16 protein-coding genes (1 of these 16 running past the window's edge) are annotated in these 26,806 nt (G+C 56.6%); 10 read left to right on the forward strand and 6 right to left on the reverse strand.

The annotated features are described in order from the left end of the window. Positions 1 to 1,180, reverse strand: the 5' portion of a protein-coding gene (locus DDZ13_RS10850; RefSeq protein ID WP_110131474.1) for a PLP-dependent transferase. It extends 323 nt beyond the left edge of the window; the window shows 1,180 of its 1,503 coding nt (coding positions 1-1,180); the start codon lies at positions 1,178 to 1,180; the stop codon falls past the left edge of the window. Between the two features lie 106 nt (positions 1,181 to 1,286). Here DDZ13_RS10850 and DDZ13_RS10855 point away from each other — a divergent pair, with 106 nt between their 5' ends. From DDZ13_RS10855 to DDZ13_RS10875, 5 genes are all read left to right on the forward strand, one after another. Further along, the gene (locus DDZ13_RS10855; RefSeq protein WP_110131475.1) at positions 1,287 to 2,186 is read left to right on the forward strand and encodes a LysM peptidoglycan-binding domain-containing protein; all 900 of its coding nucleotides are present in this window, start codon (positions 1,287 to 1,289) and stop codon (positions 2,184 to 2,186) included. 110 nt (positions 2,187 to 2,296) lie between these two features. Then, entirely contained in the window at positions 2,297 to 3,034 is a 738-nt protein-coding gene (locus DDZ13_RS10860) for a thioredoxin-like domain-containing protein (protein WP_110131476.1), read from the forward strand. Positions 3,035 to 3,185: 151 nt separating this feature from the next. Beyond that, on the forward strand, positions 3,186 to 4,103 hold the full coding sequence (locus DDZ13_RS10865; protein ID WP_110131477.1) for an archaeosortase/exosortase family protein: 918 nt from the start codon (positions 3,186 to 3,188) through the stop codon (positions 4,101 to 4,103). Positions 4,104 to 4,302: 199 nt separating this feature from the next. Then, positions 4,303 to 5,100: a TatD family hydrolase gene (locus DDZ13_RS10870; RefSeq protein WP_110131478.1), complete on the forward strand. Its 798-nt coding sequence runs from the start codon at positions 4,303 to 4,305 to the stop codon at positions 5,098 to 5,100. Between the two features lie 6 nt (positions 5,101 to 5,106). Beyond that, the gene (locus DDZ13_RS10875) at positions 5,107 to 6,384 is read left to right on the forward strand and encodes a hypothetical protein (RefSeq protein ID WP_110131479.1); all 1,278 of its coding nucleotides are present in this window, start codon (positions 5,107 to 5,109) and stop codon (positions 6,382 to 6,384) included. Positions 6,385 to 6,386: 2 nt separating this feature from the next. Here DDZ13_RS10875 and DDZ13_RS10880 read toward each other — a convergent pair whose 3' ends face one another. Beyond that, the gene (locus DDZ13_RS10880) at positions 6,387 to 6,911 is read right to left on the reverse strand and encodes a hypothetical protein (RefSeq protein ID WP_146209342.1); all 525 of its coding nucleotides are present in this window, start codon (positions 6,909 to 6,911) and stop codon (positions 6,387 to 6,389) included. A 98-nt stretch (positions 6,912 to 7,009) separates the two neighbouring features. Between DDZ13_RS10880 and kdsA the strand changes: the two genes are divergently transcribed. The 4 genes from kdsA (at position 7,010) to fumC (ending at position 12,541) form a co-directional block, all read left to right on the forward strand. Continuing rightward, a complete protein-coding gene (kdsA, locus tag DDZ13_RS10885; protein WP_110131481.1) occupies positions 7,010 to 7,801 on the forward strand; it encodes a 3-deoxy-8-phosphooctulonate synthase in 792 nt (263 codons plus the stop codon). Beyond that, the gene (locus DDZ13_RS10890) at positions 7,788 to 8,396 is read left to right on the forward strand and encodes an RsmD family RNA methyltransferase (RefSeq protein ID WP_233246145.1); all 609 of its coding nucleotides are present in this window, start codon (positions 7,788 to 7,790) and stop codon (positions 8,394 to 8,396) included. The genes kdsA and DDZ13_RS10890 overlap by 14 nt, the downstream gene beginning before the upstream one ends. A gap of 327 nt (positions 8,397 to 8,723) precedes the next feature. Continuing rightward, positions 8,724 to 10,880 carry a TonB-dependent receptor gene (locus DDZ13_RS10895; RefSeq protein ID WP_110131482.1) on the forward strand — a complete coding sequence of 719 codons (2,157 nt, stop codon included), beginning with the start codon at positions 8,724 to 8,726 and terminating at the stop codon, positions 10,878 to 10,880. Between the two features lie 266 nt (positions 10,881 to 11,146). Beyond that, entirely contained in the window at positions 11,147 to 12,541 is a 1,395-nt protein-coding gene (gene fumC / locus DDZ13_RS10900) for a class II fumarate hydratase (RefSeq protein WP_110131483.1), read from the forward strand. An 85-nt stretch (positions 12,542 to 12,626) separates the two neighbouring features. On the opposite strand, the gene DDZ13_RS10905 is transcribed toward fumC, so the two are convergent. Then, positions 12,627 to 13,067, reverse strand: a complete 441-nt coding sequence (locus DDZ13_RS10905; protein WP_110131484.1) for a hypothetical protein — start codon at positions 13,065 to 13,067, stop codon at positions 12,627 to 12,629. A gap of 67 nt (positions 13,068 to 13,134) precedes the next feature. Between DDZ13_RS10905 and DDZ13_RS10910 the strand changes: the two genes are divergently transcribed. After that, positions 13,135 to 13,980: a glycine betaine ABC transporter substrate-binding protein gene (locus DDZ13_RS10910; RefSeq protein ID WP_110131485.1), complete on the forward strand. Its 846-nt coding sequence runs from the start codon at positions 13,135 to 13,137 to the stop codon at positions 13,978 to 13,980. A 7-nt stretch (positions 13,981 to 13,987) separates the two neighbouring features. Here the strand turns inward: DDZ13_RS10910 and DDZ13_RS10915 are convergent, their stop codons facing one another. The 3 genes from DDZ13_RS10915 to DDZ13_RS10925 form a co-directional block, all read right to left on the reverse strand. Continuing rightward, the gene (locus DDZ13_RS10915; protein ID WP_110131486.1) at positions 13,988 to 17,638 is read right to left on the reverse strand and encodes a thrombospondin type 3 repeat-containing protein; all 3,651 of its coding nucleotides are present in this window, start codon (positions 17,636 to 17,638) and stop codon (positions 13,988 to 13,990) included. Positions 17,639 to 17,648: 10 nt separating this feature from the next. Next, a complete protein-coding gene (locus DDZ13_RS10920; protein WP_146209343.1) occupies positions 17,649 to 21,089 on the reverse strand; it encodes a fibronectin type III domain-containing protein in 3,441 nt (1,146 codons plus the stop codon). A 137-nt stretch (positions 21,090 to 21,226) separates the two neighbouring features. After that, positions 21,227 to 26,689 (reverse strand): hypothetical protein, encoded by a 5,463-nt coding sequence (locus tag DDZ13_RS10925; protein ID WP_146209344.1) that lies wholly within the window; start codon positions 26,687 to 26,689, stop codon positions 21,227 to 21,229. Positions 26,690 to 26,806 lie beyond the last annotated feature (117 nt).

Genomic DNA, 26,806 nt, shown 5'->3' on the forward strand with positions numbered 1-26,806 from the left:
CGGCAAAAACCTTCTTGATCGCGGGATGCTTACGGAGGAACCCACAAAGCCGGGCCGCATTCTCATTCATTCGCGCAATGATCTCCGGCGCGCGTGACATCTCATAAGCCAGGCGCGACAGATCACGTTTGTAGGGCGGCATGTAAAAACTCGACGTCCGCAACACCAGGTCTCCATAGAACGCGGAATCCGGATTCACCGCCAGAGCACCGATCATGATATCGCCCTCGATCGAGGCATATTTCGTGAGACTGCTGACCAGCAGGTCGGCATGTGGAAGCACGTCCACATTGTAGACCGAGGCAATCGTCGGGTCCACCATCATGACACCACCCAGCCGATGTACGAGTTCGGCGATACGCCGCAAGTCGCAGGCCTGAATCAGGGGATTGGACGGATACTCGACAACAACCGTTCCGAGCGAATCACCCAATGACTCGATTCTTTTGAACACTTCATCGGCATCACGCACGTCATAAATACATTCGAGCGTTTCTCCATCCTCGAGGAACTGTTCCAGAATTTTGCCTGAGTCCAAATACAGCCATCCAAGCTGTACCCATGCTGTGCGCCCCCTGCTCTGGTTGAACTCCTGCACGGCACGAAACCCTGCGTAAAATGCATTCATCCCGGAGGAACAAACCAACACGTCTGATTCGCGGCACCCGATCAACCCGGCAAGCTCCCGATCCACCGCTACCTGTGCATTACCCGACAAGGTCTCCTCTTCAAAACGTGCATCCATGACGCCGTGCTGCATCAGCAAGTCCTCCGCCTGCCGGGAGGAGATCCCACAGCCGGTATGCTGGACGAACTTTTGCAGCTCATGCGCACGCTGCCCCTCGGAGGCATCACAAAAAATCAGATATACAGAAGGATCGACCTCCAGCTTGGAAAAGCCTCGACCAAGCCAGCCAAGCAGATCATCTGCGGACCGCCGACTGGGCACCAGCACTGCGGTGCGGCTGGACAAGCTCTCCTGCTGCAAGTAAAAATCGATCAACCGCTGCACGAATTCATGCACGACAAAACGCGGATACCCGGACCTGAGCGCATCGATAACGCGCGGTTCCTTTTCCTCATAACCACGCACGTCGGCCATGGTCGGTAGACTGCTGACAACAGCATGCGGGCTATCCGGGAAACGGGCACCAAGCGGAAAATGTCGGAGGGCATCCATAATGTGGTAGGGATTTTATAAAAGCTGTGCGTGAATTTTACGAACCTGCGGGTCCCATTTCTTTACAGAGGGCACAAAACATGCAAGCTGCATGTCATAAGCAAAAATGGACCAAGTTCGTCGCAGATTCACTAGGAACGCGCTTCTGACAGGAGTGTTCAGCCCCGCTTTGGCTGGCTCGCTTTTTGCGGCGTCAGATTCGGTCCATGTGGTGCAGGCCGGCGACACACTCACGGGGATCTCCAAGCGCTATGGCATTTCAACCTCGGAACTACGCCGTGCCAATAAGGTGTCGGGCGATTTGATCCGAGTCGGGCAGCGTTTGAGTATTCCAGGGACCGGCAGCAGCAAACCCGCCCCTCCAAGTTATCATATCGTTCAGGCCGGGGATACGCTGAGCGGGATCGCGATCCAATACGGCATCACGGTCGCGCAAATCAAAAGGGATAACTCCCTGAACAGCGATGTAATTCGGATTGGTCAAAAGCTGGTGATCTCCTCCAACCACACCAGTGGCAACGACTATCTGGTGAATGTCAGGGCAGTCACCGCACGGATCAGCGTCCGAAGGGACAATTGGAAGCGGATCGTCGTGCATCACAGCGGGATCAAGCATGGCAACGCCAGCGTTTACGATTCCGCCCACCGCCGGCGTGGAATGCAGAACGGACTGGCTTATCACTTTGTCATCGGGAATGGCATCGACTCAGGCGACGGCGAAATCGAAATCGGCCCGCGCTGGCGCAAGCAACTACTGGGCGGCCACGTGAAAAGCTATCACATCAATCTGACTGCAATCGGCATCTGCCTCGTCGGCAACTTCGAGAAGACCCACCCCAGCCGTCGACAGCTGGAAGCGTTTACGCAGCTCATGGACTGGCTGCGAGGCGGCGTCCTGCCCAAAGCACACCGATTCGCCGGGCACAGGGAGCTGAAAGGCGAGCAGACCATCTGCCCCGGCAAAAACTTCCCCCTCGCGGCGATGCACGCGCGCTACGGACATTAAATCCAAGATTAAGTAGAGACAGCGGGTGATAACATAACACCGCCCATCCTGCTAACCTCTTTAACGTTACTATTTACTTTCCTCATCAACGCCATCATACTTGTTTTTGAATGAAAATATTTTTGATTACCTTTAAAAAGTTCATGCGGCCGCTCCTGACACTTTGCCTGCTTGCGTTCCTGCCTTTTCAGATTGATGCGGAAGTGTACTTAAAGTGGGACGATATTATCGGGCGTACTTTCGAAGCCAAAATCGTCGACGTTAACGCACAGAGCGTTCGCTTGGAAAACCGGGCGGGCAAGCAAATCGATTTTCCGATCGCCGACCTCAAACCCTCTTCAAAAGAGCAGGTTGTGGCCTGGCAAAAGAAAGAGCTAAAAACGGAAGCATCCGCTTCGAATTCTGAAGCGGACGAAGGAGCGGGCACCCCGAGTGTTTTTGATGATGTGCTGCTCGGAAACCTTGTTCGGCTGGATGGTAAACGACTCAAGCGCTGCAAAGATGCGACCCGCCCTGAAAAATATTACGTCTTTTACTACACCGCGTCCTGGTGCGGCCCTTGCCAGCGCTACACACCTGAACTGGTAGAGTGGTACGAGAAAAACAAGAACGACAACTTTGAACTGGTCCTCATCAGTTCGGATGGAAACGAGGATGCAATGGAAGGCTATGCCGCTTCCAAAAAAATGCCCTGGCCGCAACTTGAGTTCAAGGAAGTTGGCGACTTCAAAGAGCAGTTCAAGCACGGGGTCCGCGGTATCCCGTCGCTCATCGTCTGTGAGCTTGACGGGAAAAACCTGGGTAACTTCCGGTCCGACCTCAATGGATTGAGTAAGCTTGTTCAGTAGCGACAGGGACCTGCGCCGGACTCAAGGTCCGCAGTATGACGACTGAATGTAATTATTCCAAAAGCCGGAGAAGAATACCGGCCGCAACCGCATCCGGAACAACACAGTTGTTTAATAATACCAACTATCAGTTTAACTGACCTCCACCCTTATGCCGGTCCGCCAACAACTTCTTAACAGCTTCCTGAAGAAAAAGAATTCCGCGGAATTCTGGATACAACTCGGCGTCTTTTTCTTGTTCGGGCTCACCTTCTGGCCGGTGACACTCTGGTTTACCTCCAGCACCCAGGAGCAGAGCCGGCTTTTTCACGCACTCATCGTGCTCGGCCTGGCCACCGTCATGCTGGTCCGGTACGGCCGCATCGAAATCCGGGATACGCTCTGCCTGAATCCCTCTGCTCAACGTGCGCTCATATTAAGCTTTATTCTGCTCATTGCACAATCTGTTGCCAATCGCTTCGCGCCGGATACATGGCAGGGACTTGTTTCCCTGCTGGTTATTCCAGCTTACTGCGCCGGACTGGCTGCCTTTATTCGTTTCGTCTTCGGAGAAGGCACGAGCCGGATTACCCGAACCACGGCAGGCACATTCTGCGCCTTTCTTTTGCTAAGTGTTTTTGTGCAGCCTCTGGACTGGCCGCTGCGTGGACTTGCCGGGAGCTGGAGTGGCTCGGCACTCGAATTCCTGGGAAAGAGCGTGGAACTTGGGCTTGTGGGCGCGGAAGGCAGCCCGCCCAAACTGATCCTGTTGGTGGAACAGCATCCCTTCCACGTCGCCTCCGAATGCAATGGTTTCGGCGTCATATTAACGAGCTTGCTGATCGCCCTCTTGCTCGCCCTGTATCGGCGCCTGGGCATTTTCGACAGCGCACTCAATATCATTGTCGGACTCATCATAGGATTCGTCTTCAATATCCTGCGTATTGTCATCATCGTGCTCCTGGCTCCCTACCTGATGGACCATTATATGCTGATGCACGAGATTGTGGGCAGCCTGACTTACTGGGGCTGCCTGATACTCATCTGGATCTTACTCAACGGCCCGACCCGCGAGGAGTCTGTAGCTTGATTGAAGGCACTCCCGGAAACCGGGAGTACGGTGCGTCTCGCGCCGCACAACATTGCAGGGCGAGTCACCCTGCTTTCCCTAAAAGAAGTTTTCAGCAGTGCCTTTTATTTGTTTTGCCTTCTCTTCATGGTCGCAGTCCGGACCAGCACGCTTCAATTTTCCCTTTCCAGAGTCCTTAATTCCAACAGCGTGTTGACCTATGGAATGGATCGACAGCCACTGCCACCTACTCGGATTTCAGAAGAAAAACGAACTCGACGACGCCCTGACGCGGGCAAAAGAAGCGGGCGTTCAGCGCTTTATCACCGTAGGCACCTCCCAGGAAGACTGGGTTCCCTACCGTGAGATTCATGCCGCACACCCCGGAGTGATCGACTACACCGTCGGGTTACATCCCTGCCACGTCGAGGAAGGCTGGGAAGAAGCCGTCGGCCAAATTTCATCCTTCTTCATGCCGCCACAGGCACCAGTGGCACTCGGCGAGATCGGGCTCGATTATTTTCATTTGCCGAAGGATCCGGTTCAAGCTGGCGAAGTTATCCTCGAACAGGAAGCCGCCTTCCGACAGCAGCTCCTGCTCGCGACCGAACTCGATTGCCCGGTCATCATCCATAGCCGTAATTGCTTCGAAGAGTCCGTGCGATTAATCGACGAATCGGGTGTCGAATGGGAACGCATCGTCTTTCATTGTTTTTCCTACGGCCCCGAAGAGGTTCGCCAAATCAATGCGCGGGGCGGGCGGGCCTCCTTTACCGGGATTGCGACTTACAAGAGCGCCCAAGACGTGCGTGAGGCGGTCCGCGCGCAGGGGGTCGACCGCTTCATGCTGGAAACTGACTGCCCCTACCTCACCCCGGAACCGCATCGGGGCAAACCGAACGAACCGGCCTACCTGCCCCATATCGGCGAGCGCTGCGCTGAAGCCCTGGCAATCGACACGCAGGAGCTTGCCGCCCGGGCGACGGCAAATACAAAGTCTTTTTTCGGATTGGAATAAGCGCCTGTGAGCAAGCTCAGCAAAACCTTCTACCTCATCGTCATTCTCCTACTGGCCCTGCTGGCTTTGCAGCCCCATTGGCCAGCGGTCCGTGACGAAGCGAAAAATCTCTACGCGGCCTGGGAGCAGATTCGAAGCTCAGCGCAGGAGACAAGTCATACCGCAGATAGAAACGAGGAGGAAGTAGAGCCGGTTCGCAAGCGCGCCATCGCCGCACCCAAACCGGCCGAGAAGCTAGCCGCTTCGGCTAATGATCATACCGGCACAGAAACACTGGATCCTTTTATCCGTGAAGCACGCGAACGTGCCAACAAAGATCCCGAAGCAGCCATGCAATGGTTACAGGAACAAAGCGTCGGTGAGGAACGTTTGCGCGGCATGCTCGAGGTGGTGGCCCTTTGGGCGGCGCGGGATTCCGAGTCGGCACTACTCTGGCTGGAATCGAATGCCCAGGGCCTCGCCCGCCTCGAAACCCTGAACAGCGGAGTCGAACTCTGGGCCCAACGCGACCCGGAGGCGGCCGCCGGCTGGATCGACGGAATGGCCAACGACCAGAGTAAGATTTCCGCGGCCAAATCACTCGCCTCCACCTGGGTGCAAACCAACCCGGCAGCCGCGACCCAGTGGCTCGATGCTTTGCCCGATGGCCCTATCCGCGAAGAAGCGGCCAGTTCGCTGACGCTTTCATGGATGGAGTCCGATCCGGCAAGCGCCGCAGCCTGGGCGCAACAGGATGCCGCCGCAAACGGAAATGAACAAGTCTTGGACAAGGTCATCGAGAAATACGCCCGCATTGCTCCCGATGAAGCCGAAACATTTGTCCGACAGCTGACTCCCCCGGGCTCCAGCGACGCTGACCCCGGATATTTCGACAAACTTGTGGAAGCCAAAGCAAAGAGCGACCCTTCAGGAACGGCCGAATGGCTGAAGAATTTTCAAAAAGGCGACCCTTTCTACTCAGTGGAACATACAAAAAGTCTTATGGCCGTCTGGACCGAGACTGACTCCATCGCTGCCTCCACCTGGCTGAGCGAGCAACCCCTTGGTCCGGAACGTGACGCCGCCATTGTCGGCTTCTCTGACTCGATCCGCCGGTTTGAGCCCGATGCCGCCGCGGCATGGGCGGACACGATTTCCGACCCGAATAGGCGAATGCAGCAATTGAAGAAATCGGTTCAATCCTGGGCCCGAACCAAACCGGAGGCCGCCCTCAACTGGGTGATCAATGCCGAACTCGAGCCCGCCCTGCAGGAGGAGCTCGCCCGCGAAATCGAAATTAAGTAAGCTCAGGGCGGGCCTTCTTCCGAATCACTCTGCAAGGTCAGCTCACCCTTGATGATAATGTGCGCCAAACCGTCGACATAGACATAGGTGTCGAATCCTTCGACGGCCATCTTGGTCTTTCCGTCCTTCGGGACAATAAACTCGCGCATCTGGTAATCGTTTGCGCGCTGCATGTCCGTGGGCAACCACAGCAATGCGCCATCATGCAGCACCCCGTAAAATGATTCTTTGGAATCACCCTGTTTAATCTCGGTCATCAGCTTTTTGCCATCCAACCATGTTTTTGAGCTGGCCACTGCCAGCCCGCTGTCGCGCTGTGAAACCGCCAAACCGTACAAGACATCCCCATCCCACCAATAGCGCTGTTCCACCGGGAAGCTCTCCGTGTAACCATTTGCCGTCGAATGAATTGAGAACTGCCCAACCCAACGCCCCTCGTACGCTTTCAAATAATCCAGTAACTCATTTCCCAGGGCGTAAGCGGGAAGCAGGCAGATGATTAAGAGGTAGAGGCAACAACGTAACACGACACCCCGAAACAAAAGCATTTGGCTCGAGGGGAAAAGCAGAATATCACGCGGTATTACGGCTTGGCGAGAGGCTGAAGCTAAACTTTATTAGAACCATGATTTACGATTCTGAAAAACTCTTGCTCCTGGCGGGCCCCTGCTCGCTGGAAAGTCTCGACACCTGCCGTCCGGTCGCCGACGCGCTCGCGGACCTGCAAGAAAAGCACCCCGAATTGAATATCCTCTTCAAAGGTTCCTTCGATAAAGCCAACCGCACTTCGATAAAGAGCAACCGGGGCACCGGCCTGGATGAAGGGCTGGAGATTTTTCAGACCATCAAGAACGAATACGGTTTTAAAACCATCACCGACATTCATCTGCCCGAACAATGCGCGGCGGTGGGGGCCGTTGTCGATGCGCTTCAAGTACCGGCGTTCCTTTGCCGGCAGACCGACCTGCTTGTGGCTGCCGCCGCGACCGGTTGTGCCATCAATGTGAAAAAAGGCCAATTCCTCTCCCCCTACGAAATGGAGTTTGTCACCAACAAACTTGAAGAAGCTGGCGCGAAAGAAATCTGGCAGACCGATCGAGGCACCACCTTCGGCTATCAGAATCTGGTCGTCGACATGCGCAGTTTCTCCATCATGGCTGCCAATGGCCACCCCACCATTATCGATGCCACCCATAGCGTGCAATTGCCCGGGGCGGCCGGCGGTGTCAGCGGCGGACAACGCGAATACGTGCCGGCACTCGCCCGGGCGGCGCTCGCCGCCGGAGCCGACGGCGTCTTTCTCGAAACCCATCCCGATCCGGAAAAGGCCATCTCCGATGCCGCGAGCCAGATCCCGCTCGGCGAACTACCTGCCCTGGTGGAATCATTGATCCGCGTCTGGAATGCGGTTCGATAAAGGTTCCCTTTATACGCTCACCCACACTTGCAATATGCGTATTACCGGAGGCGCCGCACGCGGCATTCCCTTAACCGCCCCGAAAGGCCGTGACACCCGCCCGGCCACCGATCAGCTGCGCGAAGCAGTATTCTCCTCGCTCGGTTCGCGCATCGAAGGCGCACGCGTCGCCGACCTCTTCGCCGGCACCGGGGCCTATGGACTCGAAGCAATGAGCCGTGGGGCCGCCAGTGGTTGCTTCGTCGAGAATAGCCGGGAAGTGGTGGCTTGCTTGAAGAAGAACCTGGCAGCGGCATTGAAGAGCTGTGGCACGAAGCCGAGCGACTGGCATGTGCTGGCACAAAAGGTTGATAGGGTTTCCAAGAACTTAGGACCCTTTGAAATTGTTTTCATGGATCCGCCTTACGCCATGATCGAAGAAAGTATCCCCGGAATTTTTGTACAGCACATTGCCGAAATCCTCACGCCGGATGGTCTGGCCTGCATCGAAATGCCGGGAAACCTGGAAATTAATTTGCCCGGGTGGGCTGCGAAACGCCGCTTGGGAAAAGCTGGTAAAGATAAGCCGACCATGGTTTTCTACGAGCGGGGCTGACTCTGGCGTAGAGGCATTCGCTTGCGAATGCCAGTATTTACTGGAGTCGTCACCAGTAAGCTGGTGACCGGGAAGCGATCTCATCGGTTCTAAGCATTCGAGAATCCATCCCTAACTATGATGCATGGCTTTTCCACGCGTCCCTTTTACTGGTGTCCAGTAAGCTGAATTGTCTGCGCTCGCATCACCTGCATCCTCCCAAAGATGACTCCAAATCCGCAGAAATTTCATGAAATTGAGATTCATTCTCTAAAAATACTTGACGAGTGCTTTTTATAGCTATTGAGACTCAGTCCCGATTAAAAAAAGGGAAATCAAGAAACAGAAATGAGCTATAAAAATAAAGAGACCTATTCGCCCCGGCTATTGAGCACGGCGGCTTTTTTGATGGCACTGAGCGGTCCCGCCACGTTTGCGGATACTGCTGCCGAATCTTCGGACAGCGCTGAAAAAGACGTCGTTGACCTACCCGGCTACGTAGCCAAGGGCACCGAACTTTACACGGACCAGATCAACGCGCTGAAAACACCCACGCCGATCATCAATGTCCCGCAGAGCCTGTCGATCACCGATAGCGAAACGATTTCGCAACGCGGTTTCGACAGTATCGGCGACATTGTCACCTACACGCCCGGCGTGAACATGTCGATGGGCGAAGGCCATCGTGATGCCGTGGTGTTCCGTGGGGTTCGCTCCACGGCCGACTTCTTTGTCGATGGGGTTCGCGACGATGTGCAATACTACCGCCCGCTTTACAATGTTGAGCAGGTCGAGATTCTCCGCGGCCCGAATGCCCTCTTCTTTGGCCGTGGCGGCGCTGGCGGCGTGCTAAACCGAGTGATGAAAAAGGGGGAGATCGGGGATGACTTTAATGCTTTCACCTTCGGGGTGGACTCCTTTGGGGCCTTCGACGGACAGTGGGACAGCAACATCGGGATCGACGAAAAATCCGCATTCCGCATCAACGCATTCTACGAGCACCTCGACAACCACCGCGAGTTTTTTGACGGCGAACGCTTTGGCGTGACCCCGACTTTCCGATTCCAATTCACGGAAGACACCACCCTGGACGTCTCCTATGAATACATGGACCACGAGCGCTTCATCGATCGCGGCGTTCCCACCGGGGCTGACGGCGAGCCTGTGGACGATTTTGAAGACATCGTTTTCGGTGACCCCGACCACAACGAATCTACGCTGGAGGCACACGTGTTCCGCGCGCTCCTACAGCACCGTTTTTCGGATGTCCTCAAGGGCAATCTGACGGCTTCTTACGGCACCTATGACAAATACTACGCCAACTTCTACGCCGCCGATTATGATGAAATCGCCACACCGGATGTAGTGACCCTCGACGGCTATGTCGACCAAACCGAGCGGGACAACTTCATCCTCTCCGGCAATCTCATCGGCGAATTCGAAACCGGCGACATCGAGCACACCCTCATTTTCGGCGGTGAGTTTATCGACACCTCCTCCGACCAGGATCGTTTTAATCCCGACTTTGATCCGGGCCCCGGCACAGAAGACACTGCCGATTTCTCCATCAGCGGCCGCGATGCCCCCGGCACCGGTTTCAACGCCGGTGGCCTCGATGCAGGACCGTTTACCGACCGTAACGATGCCACGCAATCAGACCTCTCCGTTTATTCCTTCTTCCTCCAGGATGAAATCCAGCTTCTGGAAGAACTCCAAGTTGTACTCGGCCTCCGCTACGACAGCTTCGACATCGATGTCGTGGATGTGGAAAACGGCACCAGTGGTTCGCAAAGAGACGAAGAAGTCACCCCGCGCCTCGGCCTGGTATACAAGCCACAGGAAAACATCTCCGTTTACGCCAGCTACAGCGAAACCTTTCTCCCGCAAAGCGGCGAGCAGTTCGCCAACTTGGGCGATGAGGGGCTGGATCCTGACGAATTTTCCAATCTGGAAGCCGGCGTCAAATGGGACTTCGCCGAAGGGCTGAGCTTTACCGCTGCTGTCTTCGAAATCCAACAGGATGCCGCACGTAGCGATGGCGAAAGCGGCGGCAGTGTTGAAGAAATCGATGTGCAAGGCTTTGAAGCGCAAATCAGTGGCTATATTACGGACGACTGGTTCATCTCCGCAGGCTATAGCTACATGGAGGGCGAAGATACCAACGGATTCGATCCGCGTGAGATCCCTGAGCACACCTTCTCTATCTGGAACCGCTACCAGCTGACCGAGAAGCTCGGCTTGGGGCTTGGGGCCACCTACCAGGACGAAAGCTACATCTCCAATGTCGATCCGGACGACCTGCCCTTGTCCGGCCCGAGAGCGGAACTGCCCAGCTACGTTCGTGTCGATGCAGCGGCTTACTACCAACTGACCGAGAATCTGCGCCTGCAGCTCAACATCGAGAACCTCCTCGACGAGCTTTACTTCCCCAGCGCTCACAGCACCCACCAAGCTACGGTTGGCGCCCCGATCAACGCGCGGCTCTCAATCAGCGGCCGCTTCTAGAACAGGAAGCGACGTTTACAAAGCAATTATTGTTTGTCCTAGTTAGTATTGAGGCCGGTGTTTGCGAAAGCAGGCACCGGCCTTTTTGTTGTTTCGATCTCGAGCGTAGAGGCTTGTAGCTTACTCACGCATCGGGCAGGTTGCTGTAAAAAACAAATTGCCCAGTTGCATAAGCGTTGCAAATTCGACAATTATCCAACATTAGAAAATCTTTACGGTCAAAATAGCTTCTCACTTCCAACTTCTTTCTTCTAACTTCTGATTCCATGAGCACACGCATTGAAAAAGACACCATGGGCACCGTCGAAGTGCCTGCCGAAAAACTCTGGGGCGCCCAGACCCAGCGCTCGATTCAAAATTTCCCTATTGGCCCGGCGGGCTCCATGCCCATCGAGATCGTCCACGCCTTCGGCTACCTCAAGAAAGCCGCCGCCCTGACCAATCAGGATCTTGGCGTGCTGCCGGAAGAAAAAGCCAAGCTCATCGCCCAGGCCTGTGACGACATCATCTCCGGCGAACTTGACGACAATTTTCCGCTCGTGGTCTGGCAAACCGGTTCCGGCACGCAGAGCAACATGAACTGCAATGAAGTCGTGGCCAACCGATGCCACGTCATCGAGGGCAAGAAGCTTGGCGAGGGGGAGCGCACCATCCACCCGAACGACGACGTCAACAAATCGCAGTCCTCCAACGACACCTTCCCGACCGCCATGCACATCGCGGCTTACAAGAAGCTGGTCGAGGATACTATTCCCAAGATCACCACGCTTCGCGACACCCTGGAAGCCAAGTCGAAAGCGATGAAAGACGTGGTCAAGATCGGCCGCACCCACTGGATGGATGCCACCCCGCTCACTTTGGGTCAGGAGTTCTCCGGCTACGTCTCCCAGCTCGACCATGGACTCAAAGCTCTCAAGAACACCCTGCCCCACCTGACCGAGCTGGCGCTCGGCGGCACCGCCGTCGGCACCGGTTTGAACACCCCGAAGGGCTACGCCGTTAAAGTCGCGGAGAAGATCGCCGAACTCACCGGCCACCCCTTCGTCACGGCCGAAAACAAGTTCGAATCGCTGGCCGCGCACGACGCCATCGTCGAGTCACACGGCGCGCTCAAGCAGCTCGCCGTCAGCCTGAACAAGATCGCCAACGATATCCGCCTGCTGGCTTCCGGCCCGCGCTCGGGTATCGGAGAATTGATCATCCCCGCCAACGAACCCGGCTCCTCCATCATGCCCGGCAAGGTCAACCCGACTCAAGTGGAGGCCCTGACCATGGTCTGCTGCCAGGTCATGGGGAACGACACCACCGTCACTTTCGGCGGGGCCAATGGACATTTCGAGCTCAACGTGTACAAGCCCGTCATGGTCAATGCACTCCTCCAGTCGGCAACGCTCCTCGGCGATGCCTGCCAGGCCTTCAACGACAACTGCGCCGTCGGCATCGAGCCCAACCAGGCCCGTATCGACGAGCACCTGCGCAACTCGCTCATGCTCGTCACCGCACTCAACACCCACATCGGCTACGACAACGCCGCCAAGATCGCCAAGAAGGCCCACGCTGAGAATACTTCGCTCAAGGAAGCCGCCCTCGCATTGGAACTCCTGACCGAGGAACAGTTCGACGAATGGGTCGACCCCTCGACCATGATCGGGGAGTTGTAAATTTCATTCTGCGGGTGTCGAATAACGGCTATTATGTGACCTTCCCAAGGTTGAGACGAGGGTGATCCGGTTCTCTTTGGCTAGCTCAAAGCCCGGTCTTGTCGCTTCGCTCGGAACGACTCACTCCACCCGCATTCCGCTTCGCATAGAACGGAGCAAACTGAAAAATTGCCACCACGCCAACCATGAGAACCGCGATCTGATTCTGTGGATAGTCGGGCAACATCAGGAAGAGGCTGAGCATGATAGGCGCTTCCGCCAGCGCGAGACCGGCAATCATGGCGGTCATTTTCGCTTCTAGCTTATCAAGCTTTGGAATGATCAACCAACGGATTGCGATAGCCAGAATGATTGGAATGAAAACGATCAACCAAAGCCAGGCATCCATCGACTCGGCGGCATTCTCGCCTTCCGGTATGCCTTCGCCAATGACCCATTGAATTACAAGCGCCCCCTGCAGGATAGCGAACCAGATAATCCACACGACCGGCACAGGCTGTTCCTTCTTCAAATCAGTATTTGGCATGTAATTCCCCTAAGGTAGTTGCTTGCCCAAGCAAGAAAGAAGGATTAATTTCATAATCCTCTCTACTATGAAAACAACCATTGCCATACTATTCAGCCTTACTCTGGGCATAGCCACCGGCTACGCTCAGACGCTAAAAATAGCCTCACCGGACTGGGATGAAGCACTCGCACTCTCCCAACTTGCCGCCAATCTTCTCGAAGAAGAGTTTGGCTACACTGTGGAAGTTAACCGTCTTGGCGCCAGTGCCAGCTTTAAGGCCGTGGCCAGCGGAGAACAGGACCTTTTCCTCAACGCCTGGCTACCCTTCACCCATGCCGACTATTACAAAGAGTATGGCGTGCGTTGTGAACGCCTCGGCACAGCCTACCGGCGGGCGGAAACCGGCCTGGCCGTACCCACTTACACAAAAGTCCGCCGTATCGCGATGCTCAACAAGCACACGGATGAGTTCGGCGGCACCATTACCGGAATCGAAGCGGATGCCGGGATGACCCAAAAAACAAAGGAAGTCATCAAGCTCTACGGGCTGAACTACAAAATTGATAGCAGCAGTACCGCGCAAATGCTGAAGTCCGTTGAAGAGGCCATACAAAATAAAGAACCGATTCTCTTCCACGCCTGGAAGCCGCACTGGATGTTTGCCAAATACGACATCAAGATGCTGTCCGACGACAACCGCATCTTCCAAAAAGAAGGGATCCGCAAGCTGGCTCGCCCCGGATTTAAAAAGGATCACAAGAAAGCAGCCCAGATGCTCGAGAAAATCGCGCTAACGGAGAAGCAGTTCAACAACTTGCTCCTGACGATCCATGAATCCCAGAAAGATAGAAAGGCCGCCGTCCAGCAATGGATCGAGGCCAATCCCAAGCTGGTTAAGATCTGGACCAAGCGGGGCTTCAGTTTGTTTTAAATTAAAACTACTTCAGCTTCATTCTGAAGATATAGAACTCTTTGCCGCCGCTCTGGTTGACGACTTGCTCGTGGTTGCCGCTACCGATGTGGTTGGCTTTCTGCCCGGTCGGGCTAAAGGACGTCGTCAAGTCGGATGTGCTGTAAAGCTCGAATTCGATAAAGGGCACATAATCGGCGGGGTAAACGAACTCGATCGCAGCTGTGGTCGGACCGGTGGAAGTGATCTGTAGTTGCGGTGGGCCGACTTCCGCAACAGGTGCGGGGCCGCCAGCATCCGTTGGAACGTCACTATCGTTGTCCGGATCACTCCCGTCCAGTATCTCCTGTAGGTCCGTATAGCCGTCACCATCCGTGTCACCGAAGGGGTTTAACGCGACATCGGGTTTACGTTCCTCAATGCCGTCGGGGATCAAATTCCCATCCACATCGGTAGCACTGCTATTGCGCAAAAAGGCCAGCTCGGGCCCAGAAACAACCTCGAGAGCAATGTCGCCACAAGGAGCACTGTCGAGAACATAGCCGGTCACTTTTATCACGGAACCAACCGTTAGCGGGAAGGCCCGCGCCACGGGATAGGCATCTCCCTGAGCGTCGAGAAGGGCGTATTCCGTGCCTGTAAAGTTTGCCGATTCGGGATCAAAGCCATTGGCGGTGTAAAGCACTTCCTTCCATGCCGGGCAACTTGCCGCCGCTTCACCGCCCTCGACATAGAGGTCAATTGTTTCGCTCACTTGAGGCGTGATAGCGCTCGCAACATCGTCAATACCTTGTGCGGCCTCGGCCAGGAGTGTGGGTGAAAAATTGCTGCTGGCCGGTAAATCGTCGTAGCCGGTGTTGGCGAGGTTGCCGCTTCGAATAAATTGTCGCAGCGCCGGCAACGGCTGACGCAGGGATGCGCCGCTGGTAGTCGCGCTGGTGGTGTAGAGCCGCCCGGCGAGCGTTTTCAGCTGCTGAATGCCGGTGGTGTTAGCCGCAGCAAGCTCGACGCGGACCGCCTCGATGATTCCTTCGACATCGTAGAACGGGTCCCCGTTTGCGCTGAGTTCCTTTTTACGTTCCTCCAGGAGAGATGCATCCAGTTTGCGGTCGCGACCTGAATCGGGGGCGGGATCCGGCAAGGGATCACCCACCGCAATAGGATCCAGCGGATCTTCGTCACGGCGGAACGGCGTAAGCGTCAGTTCGGAGCGGTCACTAAAGCCTTCGGCAAATAGTAGCCGCCCCAGAATGTATTCGACGAGCAGGAGCTCGAGGGTGGATTCCGGGCCGACGGGGTCACGGGCGACTTCGGGGCGAGTCAAACTGTTAAAGTAGGCCAATGCCGCAGCACGCCAGTCACTTGTCTCGCCGCTGAGATTGTCGATACCCCCGTTATCGCCGTATCCAGTATAGTCGAAAGGTGTGAACTTCAATTCCGGGAGCTTAACCAAAGCAGCCACCTGACGGCCGTAATCACGGGGAATTCCGCCGTCGTCCACCGGAAAGCTCGCGACCGTGGAAGTGACGAGGAATAGTTCGTCGGCAACTGCGTCTAGCGCGCCGAAATCGGCAGCAGGATAACCGAGCGATGCATTGTCGCCCGTCTCGGTCACGCCCAGAAGCAGACCGCCGGGTTGATACACCGACAGTTCCGTCGCCTCTTCGGGATCAGCGCTGGCGAACGACCGGAGCAGAGTGGTACCTGCACCCGGATCAGGAAGCCCTGGTGCCGCGTAGAGATCAAAACTATTCGGGTATTCAAAGCTGACGTTGCTGCGGCTGGGCTTTGAGCTGTCATCGTTCGGATCGGTCTCGGCGAGCACTTCCTGAAAGTCGGTGAATCCGTCGCCATCGGCATCGTCATTCGAAGCAAGTGGATCTATTCCGCTCTCCGCTGCCGCAAAATCGGGCAAGCCGTCGCCGTCACTGTCGCGCGTGCCGGGGTCGCCGGTGATTTCATAATCGACTTTGACCACATTGGAGAACTGGCCGCTTCCACCTACCGCGACTGCGTAGAGCGTCGCATCGTCGATGATGACCGGCGGCAGACTATTTACTTCAGTCCACCCTGAAACACTGGTGCTGGTTCGGTAGCAAATGGTGGCAGAGCCTTCGAGTGCGAACTGGGGACGCACGGCCCGAGCATAGCTGCCCGACGGGGGTGAGACCGAAAGCTCCGAAGTTATCTCCCCGCTGGCGCTCCCTTTGAAGAAGATCGAATTATCAGCGGCGATTTGATTGACCATCCCCCCGCCCGTGCCGTTGGGAAGTGCCGAGATGATCTCGCTTTGCGCATCGCCCAGCCCCTCGGTTGTGCCAACGAAGCGTTCGCTTTGAACCTCAGCCGAGCCTGAATTCAGAACGAAGGCGGAGGTCCAGGGGCCGGCATCGTAGCGGGCCAGAAGCTGCGCATCAGGATCCTGCAGGGGGGCGGAATCGTAGAGGAGCACGGTCGAACCGGTGCCCGGAGTGGTCAGGGGCGTCAGCGCCTGCGTCTCGTCCAGTAGGTGTTGACCACTGCCGTCAAAGGCAAAGGTGCGCAAGGATGCGGATGCACCGGAGCCATCGAGAAGGTGGAGTTTGTCCTCGACCGACAGGGCACCCCGGATCGGCGCGTCATCCGCATCGAATTTTTCCAGCACCGAAAAATTCCCGGATCCGCTATAGCTGGTGCGATCTGCGTTGTCGCGCCCATCATGAATAACCAGAAGTTCAGGTTGGCCTGCGGAATCGATCACCCGAAGCTCGGCGATGGCCACCGGATAGGTGAAACTGGTGAGCGAGGAAAGAGACGACCCCGTCCACTCACTTTCAATCAGCGTGCTTGTGCCAGGAAGATAAAAGACGAACTCCGCGCGGTCATCCGAGTCGAAGTCCGCGTAGACGTAAACCACATCATCGGGTAGACCCGAGAGGCTCGCCACCAGAGTCGACAGCCCGTCGTTCGGATCCAAAAGCCGGAAGACCGAGCTCCCGCCATCATCGGCGAGCATCCCGTAGAAAAGAGGCTTTCCCACATTCAACTCTATGCGGTTGGTGCTCCGCGGCGGCAAGCCGGAGGAATCACCGGCACCGTCTGCAGGGAAAGGCAGTCCCGAGCCGTCATTGCGAAAAAATGAAAGCGTGTCGGGGTTAGAGGGAACATGAAGCGTCGCGTGATAGGCGATATCGTAGAAATCATTGTCATAGCCCGCAGGCCCTCCGGGAATATTTAACGCGCTGACGACTGCGGGCCCGATCAGGGTATCCGGCACGCGCTGCGGCTCGGATAGTCGGACATCATTACGCGTATCAATAATTTGGATACGATTATCCAGCTCTGAGGAAGCGACGATTTGATCGTAGGACGGATCCAGAATCGGCCCGAAAGAAAAACCGGAAAGCGGAGAAAGGCCGCTCTTCGCCGTGTTCTCACGCCATTGCAAGGATCCCCCGCCCTGCGATTCAGCAATACGCAGTTGCCCGGTACTTTTATCGGCAACGACGAGATCGTCCTCGCCGTCGCCATTGATATCGGCGAGCGCTTGGAACTCGCTCTGATTTTCATAGACAAAGCCCGGGGCGGATTGGGCTTGGGCGGCGTTTGGTGCAAGAAGTGCCCAAGCCGCAAAGGTTGCGGCCCGGAAGCTGAAAATTCCGATCTTGTAGAAATGAAAATATGGGTAGCGCCGTGACATGTCAGTTCCGTTAGTTGGCGGTTACAGAATCGAGCGGGATGACGCGGGCGATTTCGCCGCGTTCGGTAAAGCGGACAAGCAGGTAGCGATAGCTGGCCCCCTGAATGACCGGTTGCGTATCCTTGACCCAGAGATGATAACCGTTGTTCACGGTCGGCTCCGGAATCAGAAAGACATAGGGATCATGGACCGCCCAGACCGGTTGTTCCTGGAAGGTCGAAGGCGCGGACGCAAGGCCTTCAATCAGCGGTGAGACCTGATAGACATCGCCGGAGACATTCGCCCAGGTCGCGTTCGGCTCCTGATAGCGGTAGAGCATGAAATCCGGCAACGGCTCGCCGTTGGAAGCACGGACGTAAAACGCCGTCTCCAAATCGGATTTCTCTGCTTTCGGGCTTCGCGGCAGCGGGAAGATCCCGGCTGCGGTATCATAGCCCTTGGGCGGCTGGTCCCAGTTGCTGGAGAAATTGATGTCCAGTTGCCCCAACTCGACAAAGCCGACGCGTACCGCGCCCCCATGGTAGGCGGTAGAACCGTCGGGGTTCATCGGGTCGATCGCAGCCTTCAGGCCGACAGGATAGGGTCTGTCCGGCGCTTCCACGGGGAAAGTTCCGTCGATATCCGGCGTGCCGCGCACCGGCCATGGGACGACACAGTCGGAGGGATCGAAAGGCTGGGAGAAGTCGACTTCCGAAGACCAGATAAAGAAAACTTCGTTACTCCACGGACCTTCAGCACCACCGGCACCAATGGCGCGGACGCGGAAGGCATACTCAGTGCCAGAGGCGAAGTTTCGGCTCCAGAGCGCCTGATAGGAAGGCCCGACATCGAAATTCGCGCCGACACGGCCGGTAAGATAGCTCCGGAATACCTTGTCTCCGACCTGAATGAGGCTGACGAAGGGATTACCCGCAGGGCCGGAGGCCGGCACATTCAACCGGAAATCGTCCGAAAGATCGGCCCTCGGCACACCATCGACCGAGCGGATCGCGAGTTCGAAGCGCTCGACGCCAGCGGGTGGCGCGAACCACTTGATGCGGGCGGCGCCATTATCCGGCGTTTCGCCGACTGGCTCGACCGGACTGAGCATCGGCTTGGGTAGATCCGTGCGCGGCTCGACGGTGATGCAGTCGAGGCGACTCAGGACACTGGGGTTGCCCTGTAGGTCGTAGACTTGGAGAAAGTAACAGACACGGCCGCCGTTAAGTGGGAGGTCACGATCCTGCGTCTGCACATTGGGCGTCTCATTGTAATTGGCGATCCCCTGCTCGATCATGGTGAGCGGGCCGTCGTCGACACGGCGGTAGAGCTTCCACTCGCGGGTGTCCGGGGTCAGAAAAAGATCAAGATCGACCGGATCGATCGTACCGGTTGCCGGAGTGCCGGGTTGACGCGGCTCGTGAGTGGTGCAGGGAGCTTCCGGATCCGTGGCGGCGAGAAAGTCAAAAGCCTGCACGTAGTTCCCGCTTTGTTTGTCTGGATTCAGACCGACGCTAAAAGTCTGCTCGGCAAAGCTGCTGCGCTTACCTCCCGCTATACCGACGCGGACGAGAATGGTACCGGTGTTCGCTTCCTGCCCCTGAAAGAGACTGTTCGGAAGAACGGGCTGTATTTGCAGGGTCCCGGTTTCCGGAAAATCAAAGCGACCGAGGTAGCCCCGCTCATCATCGGTCGGCACCACGTAAAATTCGACCCACTCAATACGCGGGTCGATGCGCTCGATAAAGAGATCCAGATAAATGTAGCCTGCCTCAAAGCCGCTGCCGGCTTCGACCGTGCTGCCGTTTTTCGAAACAATCGGAAGCAGGCAACTGCCGGTAACGGAGCCATCCGGTGCTTGCGGGCCGACACGATCGCGGAGGACCCCATATCCCGGGCCGCTATTGCCGGAAACATTGCCGCCACAGGCAGAGGCATCGACAGCGCGAACCGTATACCAATAGGTTTTATTCGCCTCGGCACTGTCGCCGGTAGCGGGCGTCGTGAGATCACGGTTCTGGTAAGTGATAAACGGGTGCACCCCACTGTCATCAATGTACTCCGTAATGTCGGACCCGACGGTGGCGATACGGCCGCCGGTGATCTCTCCGCTGGGGAGTCCTTGTTCAGGCAAGCCCTGATTGTTGTGCATCTGCTCGATGGAGGCCCAGCGATAGATCCAATATTCGCTAATGTCGGGGCCATGCTCGCGTGTCTGGGCCGGTTCCCAGTCGAGCTTGAGGACCTGTGTCTGCGTTTCCGTCGACTCATCGTAGATAAAGTGATTGCTTACCTCGAGGCCCTTGGGAGCCTGCGGGGGAATGCGGAAACAGATCGTCACAGGTGTGCCCTGCGAGACAGCGCCGGGTCGACCGAGAAGGTCGCGTCCGGCGACGAAATAGTAGAAACGGTCGCCGTCGCTGAACGGGGTACCACCGTTCCTGTAGCGGTCGTTGTCATCGATCACGAAATAGGTCTCGCTATCGGCATTGAGATCTGGCGCTTCGGTCGGAGAGAAAATTTTATCCGTGAGAATGGGACGTTCATTGACCCGGATGATCGAACCGGGCCTTTCCGACATAAGTCCGAAGAATTTTTCCGGGTCCGGTTCGGCAGCATCCCAGCCCGCGTCCTCGGCAAACTCCGGATCGACCCGGTAAACATTATAGCCGAACTGAAAAAAGGACCGCTCCCGGAGATCGCCGGGCGTGCCCCAACGGAGAGGCACGTTAAGATTCCCGCGCGGGTCTTCCTTGCCACTATTGTCGACAAAGGGGACCTCGACCGGTTGACCAGGCGCCGGCAGAAGCTTGACCTCGCCGCCGGTGACGACGACGCGGCCCGAGACCACGGTGCACTCGGCAGGATCGCTGCTGCCATCCGGGCAGGAACGAATCTCGTAGGTGCGGACCTCTCCTTCCCCGATCGGCTCGACAAATGCCACACCGGCCGCAAGGGCTGCCGCAGGATGGCGCCGTGTGAGCAGAGAAAGTGTTTCCGCGCTCTTATTATCCACCCTCGAAACATCCACAATGGCAGCGAGCTTCTGGTTCAGTTCCAAACCGGCGACGGGCACGATATTATCGTATAGGCCGTCGATATTGGAGGAGAGCTCGAGGGGATCTTCGCCAAGCTGGACCGCCTGATTGATCGACTGTCCCACGGCCAAAGCACTCGTTTGCGGCCGGACCAAGGCGTCCAATGAAAAGCCGCCCGGATCGGAGGGCTCGCCCGACTTTGAGTAAACGGCATAAGTGGCGGGCTCCCAAATGGCATCGCCCGTCGGCCACCAAGTCAGGTAGACGAGCGGATCGCTTCCGGCGGCTTCTTCCGCAGGCACACCAAGCGCCGCCGTGACCACGGATTCATCGACCGTCTGGGCACACGCCCCTTGCTGCCAAGCAGGCGCGAGCGTCGCGGCGAAGAAGGTTAGGACAAGAAACGCCTTGCCGAGGCTTTGCCCCGCCCTCACCACTTGGCGAGGCTTCGAAGGACGGACAGTATTGCTATCGAAACAACGATTATCATGTCCCCTTTTATCATGGCAGGAGGGGAGCCGATGCGTTCGAAGATTTTCGCAGAAGACGCTAAATATGTTGGTCATAGAGCTCAAAGTTGGAATTTCCACCGGTCATTGATGTATTCGAGAATGATGGACTTGGAGAATTTGACGCAGAGCGGGCAACTGCCGACCCGACCGCCGACGGTACCCCGACCACGGTAACGAAGGTCGTCGCCGACTTTGGCCCCAATCATGGAGACCTCTCCGTTGACGCCAACGAGGCAGAGCGCCTCACCTGAAACGGCCAGCAGGATCTGGCCGCCGAAAGTGGGCCCTTCTACAAAATAGAACGCCCCTGCGCCGACTCCGGCGGTGATGCGGAACATACAGGTGGCCGGGATCCCTAGGATGGCTTCCGAAACCGGGATGTGGGCCTCCCCATAGACATAGGCACCGGTAAAGGTGGGATCCGGCGAACCGATGACGCCAGCCGCTTCCTCATTCACAAGTTCGACCGGCGTGATGGTGCAGGTCTGGCCAAAGAAGACGCCGCCGTACACGTCGTAGCTTTGAAACTTCAGACCCACCTTGGCGGCGAGGTAGTTTTCGGTTTTGCCGAAGGACATGGCGGCTCCAAGGTCCGTGATCTCGAAGGCTTCAAAGTTAAAGGAGCCCCCGACCATCTCAATCTTCCCGCCGAGGCCGAGAGGCTTGTCACTGTAAGTCACCTTGCCCTCCACGGCGATTTCCATGCCCGGGCTGAGCCACTCGACGGGAACGCCTGGCGTGCCGAGGGTAATCTCCTTGGCAGGAGTACCTTCGGCGGAATAACTGCAGGAACCCGAGCCGTCCGAAGCGAGTTGCTTGATCTGGAAATAACCCTCGAATTCCATCTCCTTAGGCACTTTGAACTGAATCGCGGCGTCGACCCGTAGCAGCCGAAGCGCATCACCGTTAATATGGGCAAAGCCATCGAACTCACCGCTGCCAACCACCGAATTGATGTCGCCGATGGCCCCGTTAATGCTGTCATCAAAGCCAGCCAGATACTGGCTGAGTAGGTTTTTCAGGGTCGTGTTGACCTGAGCAAAGGCCGAATCGATTCCCTCTTTGATCGCGAGGTCAACGTCGTAAAGCTTCTGCCGGATGACCTGTTGGAATTCCCGCACAAAGGCCATGCCGCGAATCTTGTCCTTAATCTCCGAGCGGATGCGCTGTTTGATTTCCTCAGCTGTATATTCCTCGAAACGATCCGGTGCCGGAATGTCGGCGAGGATAAAGGCGTCGACGACATCGCGCAGATCAGCGGTCGCTGCCTGGATCTGGCTGTCAGCGGCATTAAGGATATCTTCGAATTCGGCGAGGAAGGCTGTGTTGTCCTCGATCTCGTTGCGAATGTCGCCGATTTGCGAATCGAGCTCGGCAATGACCGCGCGGATGCGTTCGAGACTGGGGCGGACTTTATCCAGTTGTTCGTTAATCAGATCCTGGAGCTCGCCGGTGGGGCCGGAAAGACTATCATTCAGCATGCCTGCCAGTTCGTCGCCAAGTTCCCCGCCGACCTCGTCGATCAGACGGGCGATGAGGGTCTCGACGATTTGGAATTCGCCGCTTTCCTCATAGAGCAGCCCGTCGAGCGTGTCGTAAGGACCGGACGGAGGCGTGAGCTTGACCTCACCATTCTCGAGATAAACGCGATCGTGAACGGAGCGGAGCGCAATCTGTAGGTCTTCCAGTGCGTTATCGATTTTAGCGATGACGCTGTTGGCTTCCCCGACCGGTTTGGCCAGCGTCTGAATCGCTGCGCGTAGGTCCTGCGAATTGGCATCAACATTGTTGACGAAGAACTTCTCGGCCTTGTTGCCAACTTCGGTTTGCCAGGCCGTGACCGTGTTGGTCGTCGAAGCGGCAGTTTGCAGTTCGCCGTAGAGATCATCGATGATGGGATCGACGGCTCCGGCCATGAAGCCTTCGATCAGGTCATCGATCTGGTCCTGGAGCAGACTGTCGATTTGTTGAATACCCTGGTCAAGGGCGTCGACAGTTTCGCCACGGAGCGCGTCGGTGGCGGCCTGGAGCACACCGGTTTGTTCCTCGATCTTATTGAAGACAAAGTTGGTCAGGTTGATCCGCGGCAGCCCCTCATATTGGGCACCGAAGGAAATTTCCGCCCGCTCCGCGCTGAGGTAGTCGAGTTGATGGTCGACCTGAATGACCAGCAGGTCTTCCTGCTGCTCCGGCTTAAAGGCCGAGAAAGTGCGCAACGCAGAGGACCAGTCCAGAGGGTAGCTGAACTCAACGACGTTCAACCACTCTTGCCGGGCGGTAATGAGATAAGGCGTCGGGTCGCCGGAGGCACCGGACTCGTTGCGGTAAAGGGCCTCATCGACCCCAGCCGGAAAGCCACGGTTGCCCGTATCGAAGAAGGAAGTGGTAAAGAAGGTCTGTCCGCCTTCGGTCCACCCACCCATCAGATCGGCGACTGCTTTCGGATTCGTATTTTTCGAAGCGGTGGTGCGGATGTGCCCGGCCAAATCCTCAAAGAAAGGCACGTCGATCTTGGCGGCGAAGTTGAGACGCCCGTCCCCCTCGGTTTGCTCGGAGGTGGCATCGTAGGCATTCAGGTAAGCCTCGCTGACGGTAGTGAGCTCGTATTGCTCCTCCTCTGGCCCGTCGAGCTTCAGGCTGTTCGGCAGACGGAAGCGTGAGGTAATCTGCGTTTCCAGCCCTTCGGCCAGGGAGAAGTCCAGATCGATCAACTGGCCGTTCGGACGAACTCCGACCGTACCGTGGAGCGGCTGGTCAACCAGCGTGGAATAACCGGTCGCACCCAGCGTGAGGTATGCTTCGTTGGCGGGATTGCAGCTGCCGCTGGAGGTGAAGCCAAGCGCAGCGATATCAATATCCGCGTTCCAGTAATCAAAAAGAGTGGCGAGACCGCCGGTAGGAAGGCGGGCCTCGGCAAGCCCCCCGAGGCAGGTAAAGCTCAGGCCCTCGAAATTGAAGGTGGCATCGGTCGGGAAGGGGGTAGCGACCGAACCTTTGGTGAAACTGCCACTCGGGCTCGTCGTGCTGTCGAGGTAGCCGAGACCGTAATAATCAAAGGCAAAATCATAGCCGAGGATTGTAAGCGCCTGCGGGAAACTTCCGGGAACGGCCTCCACGGTGCCGGTAACGCCAACTTTGCGGACGTAAAACTTATTACAGCCGCGCAGGCCGTACGGGACGGTCTGGTCGCCGATTGTGGCGACACCGGTCACTGCACCATCGCTGGCGGTTTCCAAGTTAATCCCGGCGTAATAGTAATTGCCACCTTGATCGGCGGTGCTCCCGGGGCGCGCCATGGTCCGAGCATCCGTTTCGGTCGTTCCCTTAACGGCAGCAAGGAGCGTATCGGCCGGAGCGCTACGCGCAGCCCTATCGCCAGCGCCGCCAGAGTTAAATTCAGCGAATGAACCGCCGGCACCACGAATGAAGTGACCTGTGGCATGGAACGTGGCGTTCGAAAAGGCCCCCAACTGCTGGGCGTAGACCGGACTACCGGAAGAGCTCAATGCCTCGATGTAGCCCCAGCTGAGCTGACGCTGATCGCCCGTGCCTTGGAGCGACCCCGAGCCGACGAGCCCCCCGTCGGCGGTAAAAACGAGTGCGCCGGGATCAAGTGTCAAGCTACCCTCCTGCTCGCCCGTGCCGCATGCATCGGCTGCACAAGTTTGATCGTAGGTAAGCGTTAAGACGCTGGAGAGATTAAGGAAACCGGCCGTGACCGCATCGGCGGCGATAGTAATCTCGCCACCGCTATGAGGGACGGCGACACCGTAGGGGAAGTGAGTCTTGAAACTTCCACTGTTGAGATTGTAGGCGACGTCCATCTCGGCAGTGCCGTCGACATCAGTGACAATCAGTGACGACGCACCGTCCACGCTGGCGAGCGCATGATAGTAGCCGCTGTTGTCTGCCTTGGTCTGCTTGGCGGGATCGACGGGTGCACCCGCCAAATAGTCCGCTTCTTCATCGCGCACATAACCGGCGTTGCCACTGGAATGGCTGATGGTGAATTTGCCCGTGGTGGTCTCCCAAAGAATTTGATCGGAAGTGACGTAAGCCGGCTTGGTCTCCTCCAACACGCGAACCGGCGAACCGGGAATAAATTTCAGTGCGGCATTCTGGGGGCCAAGCTGATCGTCGAGACTGACTCCGCTGAAATCAATCGTGGCGGCGAGACGACGGTTATTGCCGCCAACCGGAACGTAGCCCATGCCCTGAGGAAGATAAGCAGTCAGATCGCTGTAAAGTCCGTTGATTTGCAGCTCCGTATTTTCGCGCTGGAAGCGTACCCCAGCAGCAGTACCGGTATCCGGCGTATTGGGCGGAGTTATCGGAATGTTGGCACCGAGGCCTTGCACCGTGGCCGTACCGTCGGCGAGCAAATGGATGCTTACGGACGAGGTGGCATCGTAGGTGTAGTCGGCAAGGCCATCCAGATGACCGTCGACCCCGGTGAGCGTCATGGCCACATACCCCGCACCGTCAGTCGTCGAAGGCTGCGGATCGCGGGTAAAATTTTTCAGCTGCGTGATTCGCCCACCGAAGTACAGTTCCCCGTTAAAATCATAGAGTCGGAGATCCTGGAGGGTTTGGACATTTCCGGTCGCGTAGGTGCCGGTAATTGGATTCTCTTTGTGGGTGATTGTAACATCCACCTCGTATTCCTCGTTGAGCGGGTCGAGTTGCTCTGATGGGATAATTTGCAAGGAGTTCGAAATGCTGCGAATTCTGGGGACAGACGTGAAAGTGAATGAGTTGTAGAAATAGGAATCGATGTATTTGGAGTCGGAAAACGTGCTCTGCTGTAACGGAATCACGTTGCCGGTGCTTTTTTCCCGAAGCTCCACTTCATACTCAAAGCGCACATAGCTGCTTGTGACCGAAGAATCATAGCGATCCCAGCGTCGAACCGTCGCAGCCAAGTCTACCGTAAAGGCGCGCTTATCCGGACTTGTGGCTCCATCCAACAAAAAGGGATTGCTCAGGCTGGTAGAATCGAGCGTCGCGATAATATTAAGAGGGTCGTCCGCGCTGGAGGTATTGGTAAACTGGTAGAGATTGCTGGAGCCGCTGTATTCGTTGCCGCCGACCGTCGACCAAGTGTAAAATCCCAGGAAAACGTTGTAAGAATATTTCTGCAAACGTCCGCGAATCCGATAATTTTTGTAGGGATCGAGAACTTGGGAAGTTTCGAATGAATCGCTTTCGAAAATCGTTTGTGAACTCGGCTCGGGCGTACCTGAGTCGTTATCGATATCCACAAATACGGCTTGTGTCGCGTAACTATCGTTTGAAGCGACCAGAGGGACGACACTCCAAGAACCATCACTTGCTTGAACCTGAAGTTCCCAGAGGAAGCGGTAGTCAGCCGACTCCGACGTGTCCGTCGAAATATCAGCCGACATAGACACCGCCACGCCGTCTCGAGCCGGGCCCTGGTTATCTCCTGTCAGAATAAAGTCCCTTGTGATCTGTGGCGAATCGATGTCGTAACTCGTCGCCGCCACTAAGGGAGAGCTCAAACCTGCGGCGAGCAAACAGATGCAAAAAATCGATACGAAGTAGCTGAAAAAACGGGAAAACATCATGCAACAAAGATGACAACTCTGTTGAGGATACTACCGACTAGCTCACAAGAA

This window comes from Coraliomargarita sinensis (assembly GCF_003185655.1).
Lineage (GTDB): Bacteria > Verrucomicrobiota > Verrucomicrobiia > Opitutales > Coraliomargaritaceae > Coraliomargarita_B > Coraliomargarita_B sinensis.

What these genes read in the sequence shown, in the direction of transcription:
- DDZ13_RS10855 (WP_110131475.1), top strand. Translation starts at nt 1,287, where the DNA reads ATGGACCAAGTTCGTCGCAGATTCACTAGGAACGCGCTTCTGACAGGA.
- DDZ13_RS10860 (WP_110131476.1), top strand. Translation starts at nt 2,297, where the DNA reads ATGAAAATATTTTTGATTACCTTTAAAAAGTTCATGCGGCCGCTCCTG.
- DDZ13_RS10865 (WP_110131477.1), top strand. Translation starts at nt 3,186, where the DNA reads ATGCCGGTCCGCCAACAACTTCTTAACAGCTTCCTGAAGAAAAAGAAT.
- DDZ13_RS10870 (WP_110131478.1), top strand. Translation starts at nt 4,303, where the DNA reads ATGGAATGGATCGACAGCCACTGCCACCTACTCGGATTTCAGAAGAAA.
- kdsA (WP_110131481.1), top strand. Translation starts at nt 7,010, where the DNA reads ATGATTTACGATTCTGAAAAACTCTTGCTCCTGGCGGGCCCCTGCTCG.
- DDZ13_RS10890 (WP_233246145.1), top strand. Translation starts at nt 7,788, where the DNA reads ATGCGGTTCGATAAAGGTTCCCTTTATACGCTCACCCACACTTGCAAT.
- DDZ13_RS10895 (WP_110131482.1), top strand. Translation starts at nt 8,724, where the DNA reads ATGAGCTATAAAAATAAAGAGACCTATTCGCCCCGGCTATTGAGCACG.
- fumC (WP_110131483.1), top strand. Translation starts at nt 11,147, where the DNA reads ATGAGCACACGCATTGAAAAAGACACCATGGGCACCGTCGAAGTGCCT.
- DDZ13_RS10905 (WP_110131484.1), bottom strand. Translation starts at nt 13,067, where the DNA reads ATGCCAAATACTGATTTGAAGAAGGAACAGCCTGTGCCGGTCGTGTGG.
- DDZ13_RS10910 (WP_110131485.1), top strand. Translation starts at nt 13,135, where the DNA reads ATGAAAACAACCATTGCCATACTATTCAGCCTTACTCTGGGCATAGCC.
- DDZ13_RS10915 (WP_110131486.1), bottom strand. Translation starts at nt 17,638, where the DNA reads ATGTCACGGCGCTACCCATATTTTCATTTCTACAAGATCGGAATTTTC.